The sequence below is a fragment of the Pirellulimonas nuda genome (assembly GCF_007750855.1).
Taxonomy (GTDB): domain Bacteria; phylum Planctomycetota; class Planctomycetia; order Pirellulales; family Lacipirellulaceae; genus Pirellulimonas; species Pirellulimonas nuda.
This window is the reverse complement of record NZ_CP036291.1, coordinates 853,890-867,878: the sequence shown is the minus strand read 5'-3', so window position 1 is coordinate 867,878 and position 13,989 is coordinate 853,890. Positions and strand designations below refer to the sequence as shown.

Genomic DNA, 13,989 nt, shown 5'->3' with positions numbered 1-13,989 from the left:
CATTGACCAAAAGCATACTGCTGATGAAAGAAGAGCTGAGCCGAGCCTTGATGACGATAGTGCTAGACACGGCCGAAGAGTTCGTTGATGCGATACTTCCAACTGGCCCGTACTTTAGGATGTTCGCACCTTCTGAGTGGCTGCTTTTTAGGGGGGTAAGCAGAGAGTCGTACAAGTTGATACCGAGCGCACTTAGAAGTCTGGCCGCCGCCCAAGGAAGCGGCGGCAACGCGGGCATCCCAGGCACCGACCACTGGAAGGAAGTTATTCGGCGGGAGGCCAGATCAATATCTCAGTTCTTTCGCAATCTTGATGCCGGCGGCTTGCCTGTTCCTGGCGATTGCAACGCAATCAGAAACTACCTCCACGAGTATTCGCAGGATGGCTTACTGGAACGTGACTTCGAGGAAGGGCTGATCGAATGGCCCCCGACTGAACTTCTTCCGTTGATGGGTGTGGCGCAGCATCATGGATTACCGACGCGAATGCTCGACTGGACGCGAAGCGCTATGGTCGCCGGCTACTTTGCAGCGTTTTCGGCGGCGCAACGGAATAAACTTGGCCAGCCGCATGGCGATCGAGAGTCTGACAACCGCTTTTCTGTTTGGTGGTTTAGTCCACCAACGCTAGGCCTGGACAGTCGAAGTTCCACGCACGGGGGCGGTTCCTTTAGAAGGCTACGCATTGTCACGACGCCCGCTGCCTTGAACCCAAATCTGCAAGCTCAGAATGGTGTCTTCACGGTGCTGACGCAACGTCGAGAACACTTGGATGGCGTGGTCGACGCCACTCCCCTTCATATTGCGCTCGAAGATCACCCGACATGTCGGCAGATACGACTCTTCACGCGAATTAGCGCGCCATCGACGGAAGCTGGCAAGGTTCTTTGGCTTCTGGCTAAGCACGACATACGAGCAAGGAGCATTTTCCCCGGACTCGATGGAGCTGCCAGAGACGTCATTGAGTCATCCCTACGGAAGGATGCGTACATTGAAGGGGTTCTTCGGCAGATTGCTGATTCCAAGGATTCCCGAAGCCAGTAGGATGGGATTTCCGCGTCAGCCGGGTGCCGGGTGCCATGCTCCACGCTTGCGTGGGCATGCGTGGCTCGGTCGAGGTTCGCCCCTGGTACGACGCAAGCCCACGCAAGCGTGGGCATGGCACCCGGCCCAGGCCGAGCGTGGTGTATGGCGACCGGCTGCGATTATTCTAGACGCACGGTAATCCAGGCCAAATGACTATTGGTGAAACCAGTTGGCAAACATGATCACTTCTAGTGTACTGCGTCATTATTGCGTGAACATAAAGTGATCCCCCGGCGTAGCATGATGAGGCCTCACATCTCACCGGACGGAGCCTTGGTCATGCGGGTAGCGGTTGCGATCACGTTGACGGACGACGAGCGAAAGACACTGATGAAGTGGAGCCGCGGGCGCAGCACGCCGATGCGGCTGGTGAAGCGGGCCCAGGTGGTGCTGCTGGCCGCGGCCGGGAAGACCAACTTGGAGATCTCTCACGAGGTCGGCATGGCGCGTCGGCCGGTTGGGGTGTGGCGGAAGCGGTTCGCAGAGGGTCGGCTGGCGGCGATCGAGAAGGACGCCCCGCGGCCCGGCCGCCCCAGCCCCGAGCCGGGTGCCATGCTCCACGCTTGCGTGGGCATGTGTGGCTCGGTAGGCCTTCGCCTCTGGTGAGTCGCATGCCCACGCGAGCGTGGGCATGGCGCCCAGCCTTGCGAGAGTTGCACGTCCACGCGAATCTGGCATGGCGCTCGAATCTGCTTGCGTTGCCTCGCATCGCTGGCGACAATCGGCCGCATGGCTCCGCACCGCAAGACATGCAAACGGTACGACACTCCCGGCGACGCCCATTTCCTCACGTTTAGTTGCTTCCGCCGGCTTCCGCTGCTGGATCGCGACCGCTCGCGTGGGTGGCTGCTTCAGGCGCTCCGGCTCGGCCAAACGAAGCAGATGTTCGACCTCTGGGCGTATGTCATCATGCCGGAGCACGTTCACGTGATCTTGCTGCCGCGCAGCGACGCCCGCATCGCTGAGATCCTGACGACGATCAAACAATCGACTTCGAAGCGGGCACTCGTGTGGCTGCGTGAAAACGCGCCAGACTACTTGCCGCAGCTCAGTGACGCCCAACCCAACGGCACACACTGCTATCGGTTCTGGCAACGCGGTGGCGGGTACGACCGCAACATGCGCTCGGTGCGCGACGTGCATGAGAAGATTCGCTACATCCACGAGAACCCGGTGCGACGCGGTTTGGTCAAGCGGTCGACCGACTGGCATTGGTCGAGCGCCGCGGCATGGTCGACAGGCATAGATGAGCCGATCGCGATTGATCGCGACAGCGCACCGGGCCTAACGATTCTTGACGAGCGCACCAATGGCAATTTGATGAACGTCGATTATTGAAGCAGCCGAGCGGCGCTGCGCGATTTGGTTGGGCTGGGCGCCGTGCTCCACGCTTGCGTGGGCATGCGTGGCTCGGTCCGCGTTCGCCTTTGGTGAGTCGCATGCCCACGCGAGCGTGGGCATGGCACCCAGCATGGCGCCCGGCGCCCGGCTGCTGTCAACGGAACTCCCCAAGGGACTACTGCATGCGAACCATCGCCCTTGTGCTCGTGCTGTCGTTGGCTGCCGCAGCGACGCATGCCGATGACTACGCGTCCAACCGTCAACGGGTCGTCCGTACGCCGGGCCTGGTCGCGTTTTGGGACTTCGTCAAGCGAGAGCCCGAGGGGCTGCATCGCTTCACCGCTCACGTGCCGGAGGGGTCGCCCACCGATTATCCGCTCGATGCAGCGAACTACGTGAAGGACTGCTGGGGTGAGGGGCGTGACGCTACCTACGACGACTTTCCGCTATTGGGCCGGGGCCCGTTCGGGCAGGCCATCCGCATCCGGAAAGAAGAAGACGCCACGTTTCGACCGATGCTGCTCGTGCCCCGTTCGCGATTGCACGGCACGCCGCTGGACATCAAGGGGGGAGGCAGGTCGGTGTCGGTCGTCGTCTGGGCGATCCGCGAGAGCGGCACCCATGCGCTCGCGGGGATCTGGCACGAAGGGGTCGACCTGAAACACGCCTCCAACGCGGACGCGGTGAAGGGGGCGCCGGGGCAGCGTCAGTACGCGTTGTTCGCGGGCTTGAACAAGGGGGGCAGCGCCTGCGGCCACGTCTCCGAGAACGGACGCGGTTCGTTCCTGAACAAGTACGCGTTGCACAAGTGCAACTCGGTCCCGCGGTCGCCGGAGGTAGCGGGCGATTCTCCCGCCGGAGTGCTTGACGCCTCTTGGCAAACCTTTGCGATGACGTTCGACGACGGCCGCGACGAACTGACCGGCTGGCTCGATGGCGTGGCCGGCGAACGCTGGCTTGATGACCCCAAGAAGGCCGGACTGCTTTCCTACGCCTACAACGCCTACATGCAGGGGCACTACCACCGCATCCCCGGGACGCAGCCGGACGAGGACGAAACGTTTCCACCGGACCAGTACTACAACCCGCCCGAAGAGGAGCTCTTGGCGATGGAGGTCACGCGCCAGAACCCGACGGAGAGGGTCGAACGCCGCGACTATCGGAACACCCGGGTCGAAGTGACCCTAGCGAAGAACAAGCGCGGCGTGTGGACCGAAACGAGCCGCGATCTGGTTGCGTTGCGGTTGAATCCGTGGTGGTATCCCCACGGCATCTATGCGCCGGAAGACGCCACGACCGGCGGTCCGTTCACCATCGGCCGGGTCATCCACAACGGGCGGAGCGTCGGTTTCACGGGCTGGATCGGCGGCGTGGCGGTGTACGACCGGGCGCTCACCGCGGACGAGTTGGCGGCGCTATCCGCTTGCGCGGAGCCGCCTAGCCAGTGACTTCTCCGGCGCCCCGCGGACAAGCAATCGTGCGGGCGATCGCCGGTGGGTGGCGCTGCCAGGGCGCTGCTCGCCGCGGCTACGGCCTTCCAACACTTAGCTGATCGCAGATCTTCCGCGCCGTGTAGCCCAAGACTTCGCGGTGCCGGGGGATCGCGCTGCGGCGGCCGTTGGCTGGGTTCTCCCAGATGGAGTGGTCTCCCCCTTCGCGCAGGAACCGGCAACCCGCCTGCTTGAGGGTCGCGCCGCTTCACGGCGCGGCCCCTTCTGGAACCTGCGCCACGCGGTGCGTCGCCCGCAGCACGAGGTGCACCGGCTCTTCCAGGTCGGACTCGTCGCAGGTCAGCGACGGGTCGGGGAGCGGAAGGGCTTCGCCGCTGGCGATCGCGGCTTCTGCCATGTCTACCAGCGCGCTGGCCAGCATCCGCCGGGCCTCGTCCAGGTCGCTGCCGCACGAGATAGCGCCGGGGAAGTCGAGCGCCTCGGCGTGGACGCCGTCGTCGAGGAACTTGTACATTGCGCGGTAGGTAATCATGGACACTCCGGTTTGTCTTGCCGGTGATATTGTACATTAAGCGGCCGGCGTGCGGCGAGTCGGAAGCACGCCGACAGGCTGCGCCTAGGCGCCGAAGCAGTCGGGCCACCCGACATCGGGACTCGAACCTACAAGGGCATCGAAGATGGCAAAGCTCGTGTTCGGCATGAACCAGTCCCTGGACGGCTACGTCGACCACACGGCGTTTGGCCCCAGCCCCACGCTCTTCCGCCACTTCATCGAGGAGGCCCGGGGGCAGGCGGGGAGCGTGTACGGCCGGCGGATGTATGAGGTGATGCGCTACTGGGACGACGACCATCCCGAATGGGACGAAGACAGACGCGCCTTCGCGGCGGCGTGGCGGGCCCAGCCGAAGTGGGTGGTCTCGCGTTCGCTCAAGTCGGTCGGCCCCAACGCCACGCTTGTTGCAGACGATCTCGAGGGCGGCATCCGCGGGCTGAAGGCCGAGCGCGACGGGGAGATCGAGGTCGCCGGCCCGTGCTTGGCGCACAGCCTCACCGAGCTGGGGCTGATCGATGAGTACCGCATCTATGTGCACCCGGTGGTGCTCGGCGGCGGCAAGCCCTACTTCGCCGGCCCCCGCCCGCGGCTCCGCTTGGTCAGTCATGATCGGATGGACGGAGACGTGATCCGGTTGATCTACGTTCCTGCTTGAGGTCGGCGGGTGGCGCGGCGCCCGCTCAGTCGTCGGCGGGAGTGCCTGCTCCCCCGCTTGCTGCCGGATGAGCAAGTAGTGGCGCCCTGGCTGGGCCTGGGCTAGAATGGCGGCGGGCAGGGGCGGCAGCGGCCACGCCGCCAAGACCGGACGCCCCCTTTTCTACCCCAACTTATCGATTGAATCTCGTTTCGCGGCGCGACCTAGATGCCTAGAGGGGCGACGCTAAAGGAGCGACGCCTCAAGGAGCGTGGATTTCGCGCCCGCTCTAGTTCGTTTTACTCGCTTAGGGAGGATGGTGGTAATGACTCGAATGCTATCGAGCAGGCCGGTGTTGATGAGCGTCAGACGGGCGCATGGTTCTCTGGCGATTTGTTGTCTGGCGTTGATGGCTTTGGCCGGGTCTGCCGACGCTCAGAGCGTGGTTGTGCAGGCCGAAGGATTCGCCAGCGCCACCAACTGGACCGTGGTGAACAGCCCCGACGCGTCCGGGGGCCAGTACGCAACCGCGACCGTCCACACGCTCAACGACCGGACGTTGGCGCCCGCGAGCTACAACGTCGAGGTCCCGTCTGCCGGAGAGTACTCCCTGTACGTACGTGCGTACGTGACGGCCGTAGATCCCAATCCGGCACGCATGGCCGCCGGCGCCGATCAGAACGACAGCGTTTTCATTTTTGATGGCTTTGGCGGGGCCCCGAACCTGGGCGTTGGGGCGGCCAACGAGAGGCTGAACGAGCTCTTCCAGGATGTCAGCGTTGGCGGCATTGGCGTTGAGCAGTGGGGATGGGTCAATGCTTCGGCGGGCGTGGCTGTGGAGACAGGGATCCCCGGTGTGTTGAACTCTCCGCAATACAAGTACACCGCGGCGGCGGCGGGCCCGCATGTCTTCAATTTCTCTGGCCGTGAAGACGGCATCCACCTCGACGCCTTTGTGTTTAGCCTCGACCCGGCTCTCTCAGTCGCCGAGCTAGACCGCTTGACCCAGGTCCCAGAGCCGGCTTGCTTGTTGCTCGCGATCGTCGGCGCGTGCGGATTGGCGGGCGCAACGCGCCGCCATCGACGAGGGTAAAGCACGCGAAAGGCACGCGTGGCTGGCAAGCCGGCAGTGGCTGCCCCCGCTTAGTCGCCCGCGTGGATGAAGTCTACCAGCAGCGGGACGATCTGGTCGTCCGGGGCGGCGATCTTGCTTAGCAGCGAGCCGTGGTTGCGGTTGAGGATCTTGACGGCGCGGGCCGTGTTGCCGTGCTCGGTGAGCTCGCTCTCGAGCAGCTCGTTTTGCGCGCGGCGCCACACGTCGTCGCCGTCGGCGTAGACGAGCAGCATGGGCTGCTTGCCGGGGCCGATGGACGGGGTGACCGACGCCGCCAGCCAGTCGGCGGGGTCATCGCCCCAGATGAAACTGTCGCGCACCTTGGCGGTTTCTTCGACGTACAGAAACGGGCTGATGGGCGCGTAGCCCCGGATCTGCTGCGGCGCCACGCCCGCGGCGGTTAGGTACGACGGGTCGACCCCCAGCAGCGCCGCTAGGTAACCGCCGGCCGAGTGGCCCGAGACGAACACCCGCTGGGGGTCGCCGCCGTAGCGGGAGATGTTCGCCACCACCCACGCGACCGCCGCGGCGGCGTCCTGGATGTGGGCCGGGTGGGCGTAGGCGGGCGAGAGCCGGTAGTTGGCGGCGACCAGCACGACCCCTTCGGCCGTGAGGCGGGCCGCCAGTTCGGCGGCGCTCTGCTTGTCTCCGTTGAGCAGCCCGCCGCCGTGGAAGTAGACCACCACCGGGGCGCCGTCGGCGCCGGTAGGCGAGTAGATGTCTAGCTTGTCGCGGTCCTGCGCGTACGGGGCGCCGGCGATGTAGTCGAGGTTGCGGGTGACGGTCGCCGGGCCGGCGGCGAGGGCGTTAGACGCCGCCGCGTACACCGCGAGCACAACGGCCGCAGCCCGACGGACAAACGACGGTTGGAGAATCATGGCGAGCTGCCCCGATGGGTGAAGAGTAGCCAATATTGTAGACGCTGCGGACGAACGACGACAGCGAGGCGTACCTGCAGCGCTCGTGAAGCTCGATCGACAAATCGGGCTGATGCGCAAGGGGCCTGCGTAGCCCGATCGCTCCGCGAGCGGAGCTGGCGCCCGGCTACCAGCCGGGTGCCATGCTCCACGCTTGCGTGGGCATGCCGTTGTGGTGGGGAACGGCTTACCGGCCGTCGCATGCCCACGCGAGCGTGGGCATGGCGCCCAGCCTTGCGAGAGTTGTACGTCCACGCGAATGTGGCATGGCGCTCGAATCTGCTTGCGTTGCCTCGCATCGCTGGCGACAATCGGCCGCATGGCTGCGCACCGCAAGACATGCAAACGGTACGACACTCCCGGCGACGCCCATTTCCTCACGTTTAGTTGCTTCCGCCGGCTTCCGCTGCTGGATCGCGACCGCTCGCGTGGGTGGCTGCTTCAGGCGCTCCGGACGGGCGCCATGCTCCACGCTTGCGTGGGCATGCCGTGGTAGTGGGGAACGGCTCACCGGCCGTCGCATGCCCACGCGAGCGTGGGCATGGCACCCGGCCCGGCCCAGGCCGAGCGTGGTGTATGGCGACCGGCTGCGATTATTCTAGACGCACGGTAATCCAGACCAAATGACTATTGGTGAAGCCAGTTGGCAAACATGATCACTTCTAGATTCGGGAGCATGGCATCCGCAGCATTCATTAGAACGCTCGTCGTCGTATGTGGCTTTTTATGCCCGCTTTGCCAAGCACAGACCCAAGACGCGGAATGGGTGCTTCAAGGGGTAGTCGATGCACGCTCTCAATTGCGGAGCGGCATCTATCACATCAAAGGCGATCGTCACATAGAAAGGGGCGAAGAGAGCGAACGCTATCCGCTGACCGTCAAATGCGCTTTCGACTACGAGCAGAGTCTTTCGAATTTTCAGCGGTGTGAGCGAATCCCTTTGGTAAGAAATAAGGCGAAAGTCGAGGGTGGTGTAACAATCGAGCTTCGGCTAATTCGGAGGCCAGATTGCGCATTCTTGTACCGCAGTGGGATCGGCCCCGAGGCATTGACAATCAGAGATCCTGACGTCGAAGTCGAGTCTCCCGTCATGCCATTCGACATTAGAGTCTTCGGCCTAACAACATTTGTCGGTGGCGAGGAGGCGGCGACCGTAAAGTCGCTTGCCGAATCGTTGACAAAGAAACACGCTGAGAAGTGCTCGAAAACGGGCGACGTGTGGGAAGTTCAGTGGAGAGTTCGCAACAAGGGTCCAGCGGTAGTCGCCACACTTTGGGTCGATGAGGCGAAGCAGTTTGCGCCTATCAAGTTGACCTACGGAATGGAACAAACTCAACCCGATGGGCCGGGATCTCAATGGGGACAAGAATCCGTCGTGCAATGGAAGAGGGTTTCCGACGTGTGGGTGCCGTCGTCGGCTCGTATGGAACATCGCAGTTCCCAGCAGACAACGACCTACGATCTGGAGATAGACTGGAAGAAGGTGAACGAAGAGCTTGGTGGCCAACAATTCGAAATAGCAGCCATGGAACTTCCCGGTAGTACTCTCGTGTCGGAGCATCGGACGGACGAGCCATTCGTGGTCGGCCGTTTGGACGAACTGCCTGTCAAGATTCACCCGCCGTAGACGTAGCCGGGTGCCATGCTCCACGCTCGCGTGGGCATGTGTGGCTCGGTTGTCGCTTGCCTCTGGTGAGTCGCATGCCCACGCAAGCGTGGGCATGGCACCCGGCGCCCAGCCTTGCGAGAGTTGCACCTCCACGCGAATCTGGCATGGCGCTCGAATCTGCTTGCGTTGCCTCGCATCGCTGGCGACAATCGGCCGCATGGCTCCGCACCGCAAGACATGCAAACGGTACGACACTCCAGGCGACGCCCACTTCTTAACATTCAGTTGCTTCCGTAGGCTTCCGCTGCTGGATCGCGACCGCTCGCGTCGGTGGCTGCTTCAGGCGCTCCGGCTCGGCCAAACGAAACAGATGTTCGACCTCTGGGCGTATGTCATCATGCCGGAGCACGTTCACGTGATCTTGCTGCCGCGCAGCGACGCCCGCATCGCTGAGATCCTGTCGACGATCAAACAATCGACTTCGAAGCGGGCACTCGTGTGGCTGCGTGAAAACGCGCCAGACTACTTGCCGCAGCTCAGCGACGCCCAACCCAACGGCACACACTGCTACCGGTTCTGGCAACGCGGTGGCGGGTACGACCGCAACCTGCGCTCGGTGCGCGACGTGCATGAGAAGATTCGCTACATCCACGAGAACCCGGTGCGACGCGGTTTAGTCAAGCGGTCGACCGACTGGCATTGGTCGAGCGCCGCGGCATGGTCGACAGGCATAGATGAGCCGATCGCGATTGATCGCGACAGCGCACCGAGCCTAACGATTCTTGACGAGCGCACCAATGGCGATTTGATGAACGTTGATTACTGAAGCAGCGAGCGGCGCTGCGCGCTTTGGTTGGGCTGGGCGCCGTGCTCCTCGCTTGCGTGGGCATGTGTGGCTCGGTAGGCGTTCGCCTTTGGTGAGTCGCATGCCCACGCGAGCGTGGGCATGGCACCCGGCCGCCCAACGCTACAATGCCCAGAACGGCTGGCCGCACGCCCCCCACGGCATAGCCAAACACCCACGCCAACCACCGCGCAATGAAGAACGACGAGGCAAACGCCGATCCGCGGGCGCTCCGGCTAGCCGCGCTTTTGGCGCGGCGTGCAGAAGTGCTGCGGTCGATCGACGACTGCGAGGCGTACCTGCAAAGCTGCGCCAGCTTCACCAGCGACGAAGAACAACACCGCACCGCGCGCGACATCGACGACTACCGTGAAGCGCTCGCCACGCTCGAAAAAGAGATCGAGCGGATGCGCAAGGACAGTTCGTAGCCCGATCGCTCCGCGAGAGGGCGACGCTACCAAACGTCTCTCAGGATCTCCTCCGCCGCGTTCTTGCCGCAGGCGCCCATCACGCCGCCGCCGGGGTGGCTGGCGGCGCCGCACAAGTACAGGCCGCCGATGGGGGAGCGGTGGTCGGCCCAGCCGGCCACCGGGCGGAACGAGAACAACTGGTTGGCGTTCATGGCGCCCTGCATGATGTTGCCCCCGGTGATGCCGTACACGCGCTCCAGGTCGAGCGGGCTGAGCACCTGGCGGTGCTCGATGGCGCCCGGCACGTTCGGCGCGTACTCGGCCAGCTTGGCGACACAGCGGTCCGCGAACGCCTCCTTGATGTCGTCCCAGTGGGCGTCCCTCAGCTTGTAGGGGGCGAACTGCACGAACATCGAAAGGATGTGCTTTCCTGCGGGGGCAATGGTGTCGTCGACGCTGGTGGCCATCGTCATTTCGAGGATGGGTTCCTCGGAGGGGCGGCCGAACTTGGCTTCGTCGTACGCGCGTTCCAGGTAGTCGATCGTGGGTCCGATGTGCATCGTGCCGTGGTGGTGGGGCTGGACGCCGGTGGACGGCAGGCAGGAGAAGCTCGGCGGCTCGGCGAGCGCCAGGTTCACCTTCATCGAGGCCGAGCTGTAGTCGATGTTGGCGATCGCCGCGGCGAACGCTTCTGGCAGCACGGCCGGGTCTAAGAACTTCTGGAACGTCAGGTTCGCGTCGACGCTGGAGGCGACAATGGGCGCGTCGATCTGCGTGCCGTCTTCCAGCCCGACGCCGGTGACCTTGCCGTTGTGGACGTGGATGGAGTGGACGGGCGCCTCGCGACGCACCTCGACGCCGAGCTGCTCGCCCGACTTGGCGATCGCGTCCGACAGCGCGCCCATGCCCCCGCGGACGTAGCCCCACACGCCGCGGGCGCCGCCGGCCTCGCCCATCACGTGGTGCAGCAGCACGTACGCGCTGCCGGGCGAGCTGACCGAGGTGAACGCGCCGATGATGGCGTCGGTAGCCAGCGTGGCCCGCAGCACGTCCGACTCGAACCAGCGCTCCAGGATCGGCCGCGCGGCGCCGGTCAAGAGCTCGACCGCGGCCGGCAGGTCGGCGCCCAGCGAGGCCATCGCGCGGTGCATCCGCCACAGCTTCTGTGCGTCGCGCAGCTTCTTGGAGATGCCGATGCGCCGCCAGCTCTTGGGCATCGGCAGCGGGTCGGGGGCAGACTCGTTGAGCACCGGCTCCAGCACCGCGGCGACGCGTTCCAGCAGCGCCTCGTACTTGGGGTAGGCAGCGGCGTCGCGGCTGCTGAACTTGCTGATCTCGCGTTGGCACAGCGCGGCGTCGGGGCCCATCAGCAGGCTGCGGCCGTCGGGGAGCGGCGTGAACGAGCTGGGGGTGCGCGGCAGCACCGTAAGGCCCTGCTCCTTGAGCTTCAGGTCGCGCGTGATCTGCGGCAAGAACAGGCTGATGACGTACGCGGCGGTAGACACCTTGTAGCCGGGCCACAGCTCTTCGGTCGTGGCGCAGCCCCCCAGCACACCGCGGCGTTCGAGCACGCAGACCCGCTTGCCCGCTTTGGCCAGGTAGGCGGCGCAGACCAGCCCGTTGTGCCCGCCGCCGATGACCACCGCGTCGTACCTAGCCGATTTCGCCATGCGCAAGTTTCTCTCAAAGGGTTCGTTCCGCCCCGATTGTAGAGGCCCCCCTGCGGTCGGCGAATAGCGAACTCCGCCTGGCGAGCCGTCCCCGGCTGACGCCGACAGCTCGCCCTGATTAACATACCCCCATGCGATACCTCCTGTTTTTTGCCTTAGGGCTAACGTCGATGGCCACGGCCACGCCGCCACGGGTGGCGGTGGGCTACCTGGCCGACCACTCCGACGCGCCCGTTGAAGGGGTTCCGTGGAAAGACCTCACCCACGTCTGCCACGCCTACCTGCAGCTCGACGGGCTGGGGATGCCGATTGCTTCCGAAACCGTTCCAAGCGCCGAGCTGGCCGAGACCGCGCACGGCCGCGGCGTGAAGATCTTGCTGACCGTCGGCGCGGGGCAGACCACGCTCGGGCTAGAGACGATCACCAAGGACCCTTTGGCAACTACGACGTTTGCCCGAGCGCTTGCGAGGAGGATCGCAGAAGTGGGCTACGACGGGGTCGACCTGGCCTGGGAGTCGCCCCGCAACAAGCAGACGCGTGAGGGGTTCACCGCGATGCTCGCGGCGCTCCGACAAGAGCTAGACACCGTGTCCAAAGGCCGCGCCGAGCCGCTGCTGTTGACCGCGCAGGTCTCCCCCTCTCCCTTCTTCATGAAATGGATCGACGGGCCGAAAGTGGCGCCGCTGGTCGACTGGCTGAACGTTGCCGCCTACGACATGTGCGGCCCGTACGACCGCACGGCCGCGCACCACGCGCCGCTGTTCCCCTCCCCCAAGGACCCCGAGCGGTCGTGGCGGAGCGTGTCGGGCGCCATGACGCGTTGGCACGAGGACGCCGGGGTGCCGAAGGACAAACTGGTAATGGGGCTGCCGATGTTCGGCCGCATCTACCCGGTCGAGGCGCCCTACCAGCCGCTCGACGCCGAGCGCCGCAACCAGCACGGCGCGTACACCTATACCCGCATCAACGAGCTGGTGAGCTCAGGCGCGCCGGCTGAGTGGGACGACCCCAGCAAGGCGCCCTGGCTGCGTCCCACGGGAGAGCCGACGCAGGTGATCGCGTACGACGACCGCAACTCGATCCACCTCAAGGCCGCCTGGGCCCACGACGAAGGCTACCGCGGCTATTACTTCTGGGCGCTGGGCCAGGACCGCATGCCAGACGGCAGCAACTGGCTGGTGCGTGCGGCCACGAAAGCGTGGCCGGCCGAGCAGCCGGCGCCCGAAGACCCGGCGCCGACCCCCGCGGTCAAACGCCCAGCACCTTCGCCGTAACGTGCCACTGCAGCACGCCGGCGCCCGGCCGCACGGGGCCCTCGAACAGCAGGCTGGCGATCGCCCCCTTGGCGAACCGCACCGCGCCGCTCTGGCCGATCAACAGGGCCACCAGGTGCTCGACATCGGGGTTGTGGCCCACCCAAGCGGCGTCGGCCTGCGAGCGGCCCGTCCACTCCAGCAACGAGTCGAGCTCTACCCCCGGCGCCAGCGCGTCGAGCCGTTCGATCTCGGGCCGGTGCTGGGTCTGGTCGGCAAGCACCTCGGCGGTCTGCACGCAGCGCACCAGCGGGCTGCTGGCGACGCGTTCCGGCGCCATCCCCCGCTCGGCCAGCCTGGCGACCAGCTTGGCGTAGCGCTCGGCGCCCCCCGGCTCCAGCGGGCGCTCGGAGTCGTCGGGCCAGGCGGGGTCGCCGTAGCTGCCGGCCCAGGCGTGTCGGGCGATGTAGAGCTTCATGGGAGGCAGGGCTTCATGGGAGAATGTCGTCAAGCTTGATGGCGCCGAGCGTCTGGCCGTCGACTACCAAGGGCGCCTCGTCCCCGGCGCGATAGATAGCCTGCTCTGCGTAAGCGGGCGCCTCTGTTGGGCCAGAGGGTCGTGTGTAGACCTCAAGCTGGCGGGCATTCAAGTTTAGCAGCCAGTAGACAGGGACCTCTGCGCGTGCGTAAAGGCGGCGTTTGTTGCGGTCGCGGCTGAGCGATGAATCGGAGACTTCGACAACCATCGCAACCTCGGCGGGAAGCGGGTGGTGCGTCAGATTGTCCCGAGCACTTCCTCGAACAATTGCGAAGTCTGGTTCCGGCTGACTGTCGGACGTTGTGATCGCGAGCTGATCACGTAGGCGCCAGCCCTTGATAAGAAGTGATCGCAAGTGGTCTCCCACGAGCTCCATGGCGACTTCGTGCGGCGGATTACGACGCATCATCGGCACGATCCACCCTTCAAGCAGTTCGACATTGTCCTCCTCCGTCAGCACGCCGGTGGCGATCATCTCGTGGTACTTCTCCACTGAGAACCGGCTTACCGGGTAGGGGAGCGTGAACTCCGGCAAAGGATCGTTCAGGCAATCGGTAGCGTCGTTCATGC

Annotated in this window: 16 protein-coding genes and 1 pseudogene; 11 read left to right on the top strand and 6 right to left on the bottom strand. The window is 64.8% G+C overall.

What is annotated here, in order from left to right:
* Positions 1 to 2 precede the first annotated feature (2 nt).
* The 4 genes from Pla175_RS03680 to Pla175_RS03665 all read left to right on the top strand — a co-directional run bounded on the left by Pla175_RS03680 (position 3) and on the right by Pla175_RS03665 (position 3,874).
* Positions 3 to 1,043, top strand: coding sequence for an FRG domain-containing protein (locus tag Pla175_RS03680; RefSeq protein WP_197527248.1), 1,041 nt, complete (start codon positions 3 to 5; stop codon positions 1,041 to 1,043).
* 321 nt (positions 1,044 to 1,364) lie between these two features.
* Positions 1,365 to 1,691, top strand: coding sequence for a helix-turn-helix domain-containing protein (locus Pla175_RS03675; protein WP_197527247.1), 327 nt, complete (start codon positions 1,365 to 1,367; stop codon positions 1,689 to 1,691).
* A 123-nt stretch (positions 1,692 to 1,814) separates the two neighbouring features.
* On the top strand, positions 1,815 to 2,423 hold the full coding sequence (locus Pla175_RS03670; RefSeq protein WP_145281341.1) for an REP-associated tyrosine transposase: 609 nt from the start codon (positions 1,815 to 1,817) through the stop codon (positions 2,421 to 2,423).
* A gap of 185 nt (positions 2,424 to 2,608) precedes the next feature.
* Positions 2,609 to 3,874: a LamG domain-containing protein gene (locus Pla175_RS03665; protein WP_145281340.1), complete on the top strand. Its 1,266-nt coding sequence runs from the start codon at positions 2,609 to 2,611 to the stop codon at positions 3,872 to 3,874.
* 79 nt (positions 3,875 to 3,953) lie between these two features.
* Here the strand turns inward: Pla175_RS03665 and Pla175_RS03660 are convergent.
* A pseudogene (locus Pla175_RS03660) lies at positions 3,954 to 4,103 on the bottom strand (type II toxin-antitoxin system HicA family toxin); the annotation flags it as partial.
* A 21-nt stretch (positions 4,104 to 4,124) separates the two neighbouring features.
* On the bottom strand, positions 4,125 to 4,409 hold the full coding sequence (locus Pla175_RS03655; RefSeq protein ID WP_145281339.1) for a type II toxin-antitoxin system HicB family antitoxin: 285 nt from the start codon (positions 4,407 to 4,409) through the stop codon (positions 4,125 to 4,127).
* A gap of 145 nt (positions 4,410 to 4,554) precedes the next feature.
* Here Pla175_RS03655 and Pla175_RS03650 point away from each other — a divergent pair, with 145 nt between their 5' ends.
* On the top strand, positions 4,555 to 5,085 hold the full coding sequence (locus tag Pla175_RS03650; RefSeq protein WP_145281338.1) for a dihydrofolate reductase family protein: 531 nt from the start codon (positions 4,555 to 4,557) through the stop codon (positions 5,083 to 5,085).
* 304 nt (positions 5,086 to 5,389) lie between these two features.
* Complete coding sequence (locus Pla175_RS03645; RefSeq protein WP_145281337.1) at positions 5,390 to 6,157, top strand: hypothetical protein; 768 nt, start codon at positions 5,390 to 5,392, stop codon at positions 6,155 to 6,157.
* Between the two features lie 50 nt (positions 6,158 to 6,207).
* Here Pla175_RS03645 and Pla175_RS03640 read toward each other — a convergent pair whose 3' ends face one another.
* Positions 6,208 to 7,056 carry an alpha/beta hydrolase gene (locus tag Pla175_RS03640; protein WP_197527246.1) on the bottom strand — a complete coding sequence of 283 codons (849 nt, stop codon included), beginning with the start codon at positions 7,054 to 7,056 and terminating at the stop codon, positions 6,208 to 6,210.
* Between the two features lie 358 nt (positions 7,057 to 7,414).
* Here Pla175_RS03640 and Pla175_RS25800 point away from each other — a divergent pair, with 358 nt between their 5' ends.
* From Pla175_RS25800 to Pla175_RS03625, 4 genes are all read left to right on the top strand, one after another.
* The gene (locus Pla175_RS25800; protein WP_197527245.1) at positions 7,415 to 7,591 is read left to right on the top strand and encodes a hypothetical protein; all 177 of its coding nucleotides are present in this window, start codon (positions 7,415 to 7,417) and stop codon (positions 7,589 to 7,591) included.
* A 180-nt stretch (positions 7,592 to 7,771) separates the two neighbouring features.
* Positions 7,772 to 8,722 (top strand): hypothetical protein, encoded by a 951-nt coding sequence (locus tag Pla175_RS03635; RefSeq protein WP_145281335.1) that lies wholly within the window; start codon positions 7,772 to 7,774, stop codon positions 8,720 to 8,722.
* Between the two features lie 199 nt (positions 8,723 to 8,921).
* Entirely contained in the window at positions 8,922 to 9,530 is a 609-nt protein-coding gene (locus Pla175_RS03630) for an REP-associated tyrosine transposase (protein ID WP_197527244.1), read from the top strand.
* A gap of 212 nt (positions 9,531 to 9,742) precedes the next feature.
* Entirely contained in the window at positions 9,743 to 9,976 is a 234-nt protein-coding gene (locus tag Pla175_RS03625; protein ID WP_145281333.1) for a hypothetical protein, read from the top strand.
* Positions 9,977 to 10,002: 26 nt separating this feature from the next.
* On the opposite strand, the gene Pla175_RS03620 is transcribed toward Pla175_RS03625, so the two are convergent.
* Positions 10,003 to 11,628: a phytoene desaturase family protein gene (locus Pla175_RS03620; RefSeq protein WP_145281332.1), complete on the bottom strand. Its 1,626-nt coding sequence runs from the start codon at positions 11,626 to 11,628 to the stop codon at positions 10,003 to 10,005.
* A gap of 131 nt (positions 11,629 to 11,759) precedes the next feature.
* Here Pla175_RS03620 and Pla175_RS03615 point away from each other — a divergent pair, with 131 nt between their 5' ends.
* Positions 11,760 to 12,902 (top strand): glycoside hydrolase family 18 protein, encoded by a 1,143-nt coding sequence (locus Pla175_RS03615; RefSeq protein WP_145281331.1) that lies wholly within the window; start codon positions 11,760 to 11,762, stop codon positions 12,900 to 12,902.
* Here Pla175_RS03615 and Pla175_RS03610 read toward each other — a convergent pair.
* Together Pla175_RS03610 and Pla175_RS03605 are read right to left on the bottom strand one after the other, a co-directional pair.
* The gene (locus Pla175_RS03610) at positions 12,877 to 13,359 is read right to left on the bottom strand and encodes a SixA phosphatase family protein (protein WP_145281330.1); all 483 of its coding nucleotides are present in this window, start codon (positions 13,357 to 13,359) and stop codon (positions 12,877 to 12,879) included. The two genes, Pla175_RS03615 and Pla175_RS03610, sit on opposite strands and share 26 nt — an antisense overlap.
* 13 nt (positions 13,360 to 13,372) lie before the next feature.
* On the bottom strand, positions 13,373 to 13,987 hold the full coding sequence (locus tag Pla175_RS03605) for a Uma2 family endonuclease (RefSeq protein WP_145281329.1): 615 nt from the start codon (positions 13,985 to 13,987) through the stop codon (positions 13,373 to 13,375).
* Positions 13,988 to 13,989: the final 2 nt, after the last annotated feature.

Coding starts and splice junctions, on each gene's coding strand:
- Pla175_RS03675 (WP_197527247.1), top strand. CDS start 1,365: ATGCGGGTAGCGGTTGCGATCACGTTGACGGACGACGAGCGAAAGACA.
- Pla175_RS03670 (WP_145281341.1), top strand. CDS start 1,815: ATGGCTCCGCACCGCAAGACATGCAAACGGTACGACACTCCCGGCGAC.
- Pla175_RS03665 (WP_145281340.1), top strand. CDS start 2,609: ATGCGAACCATCGCCCTTGTGCTCGTGCTGTCGTTGGCTGCCGCAGCG.
- Pla175_RS03655 (WP_145281339.1), bottom strand. CDS start 4,409: ATGATTACCTACCGCGCAATGTACAAGTTCCTCGACGACGGCGTCCAC.
- Pla175_RS03650 (WP_145281338.1), top strand. CDS start 4,555: ATGGCAAAGCTCGTGTTCGGCATGAACCAGTCCCTGGACGGCTACGTC.
- Pla175_RS03645 (WP_145281337.1), top strand. CDS start 5,390: ATGACTCGAATGCTATCGAGCAGGCCGGTGTTGATGAGCGTCAGACGG.
- Pla175_RS03640 (WP_197527246.1), bottom strand. CDS start 7,056: ATGATTCTCCAACCGTCGTTTGTCCGTCGGGCTGCGGCCGTTGTGCTC.
- Pla175_RS25800 (WP_197527245.1), top strand. CDS start 7,415: ATGGCTGCGCACCGCAAGACATGCAAACGGTACGACACTCCCGGCGAC.
- Pla175_RS03635 (WP_145281335.1), top strand. CDS start 7,772: ATGGCATCCGCAGCATTCATTAGAACGCTCGTCGTCGTATGTGGCTTT.
- Pla175_RS03630 (WP_197527244.1), top strand. CDS start 8,922: ATGGCTCCGCACCGCAAGACATGCAAACGGTACGACACTCCAGGCGAC.
- Pla175_RS03625 (WP_145281333.1), top strand. CDS start 9,743: ATGAAGAACGACGAGGCAAACGCCGATCCGCGGGCGCTCCGGCTAGCC.
- Pla175_RS03620 (WP_145281332.1), bottom strand. CDS start 11,628: ATGGCGAAATCGGCTAGGTACGACGCGGTGGTCATCGGCGGCGGGCAC.
- Pla175_RS03615 (WP_145281331.1), top strand. CDS start 11,760: ATGCGATACCTCCTGTTTTTTGCCTTAGGGCTAACGTCGATGGCCACG.
- Pla175_RS03610 (WP_145281330.1), bottom strand. CDS start 13,359: ATGAAGCTCTACATCGCCCGACACGCCTGGGCCGGCAGCTACGGCGAC.
- Pla175_RS03605 (WP_145281329.1), bottom strand. CDS start 13,987: ATGAACGACGCTACCGATTGCCTGAACGATCCTTTGCCGGAGTTCACG.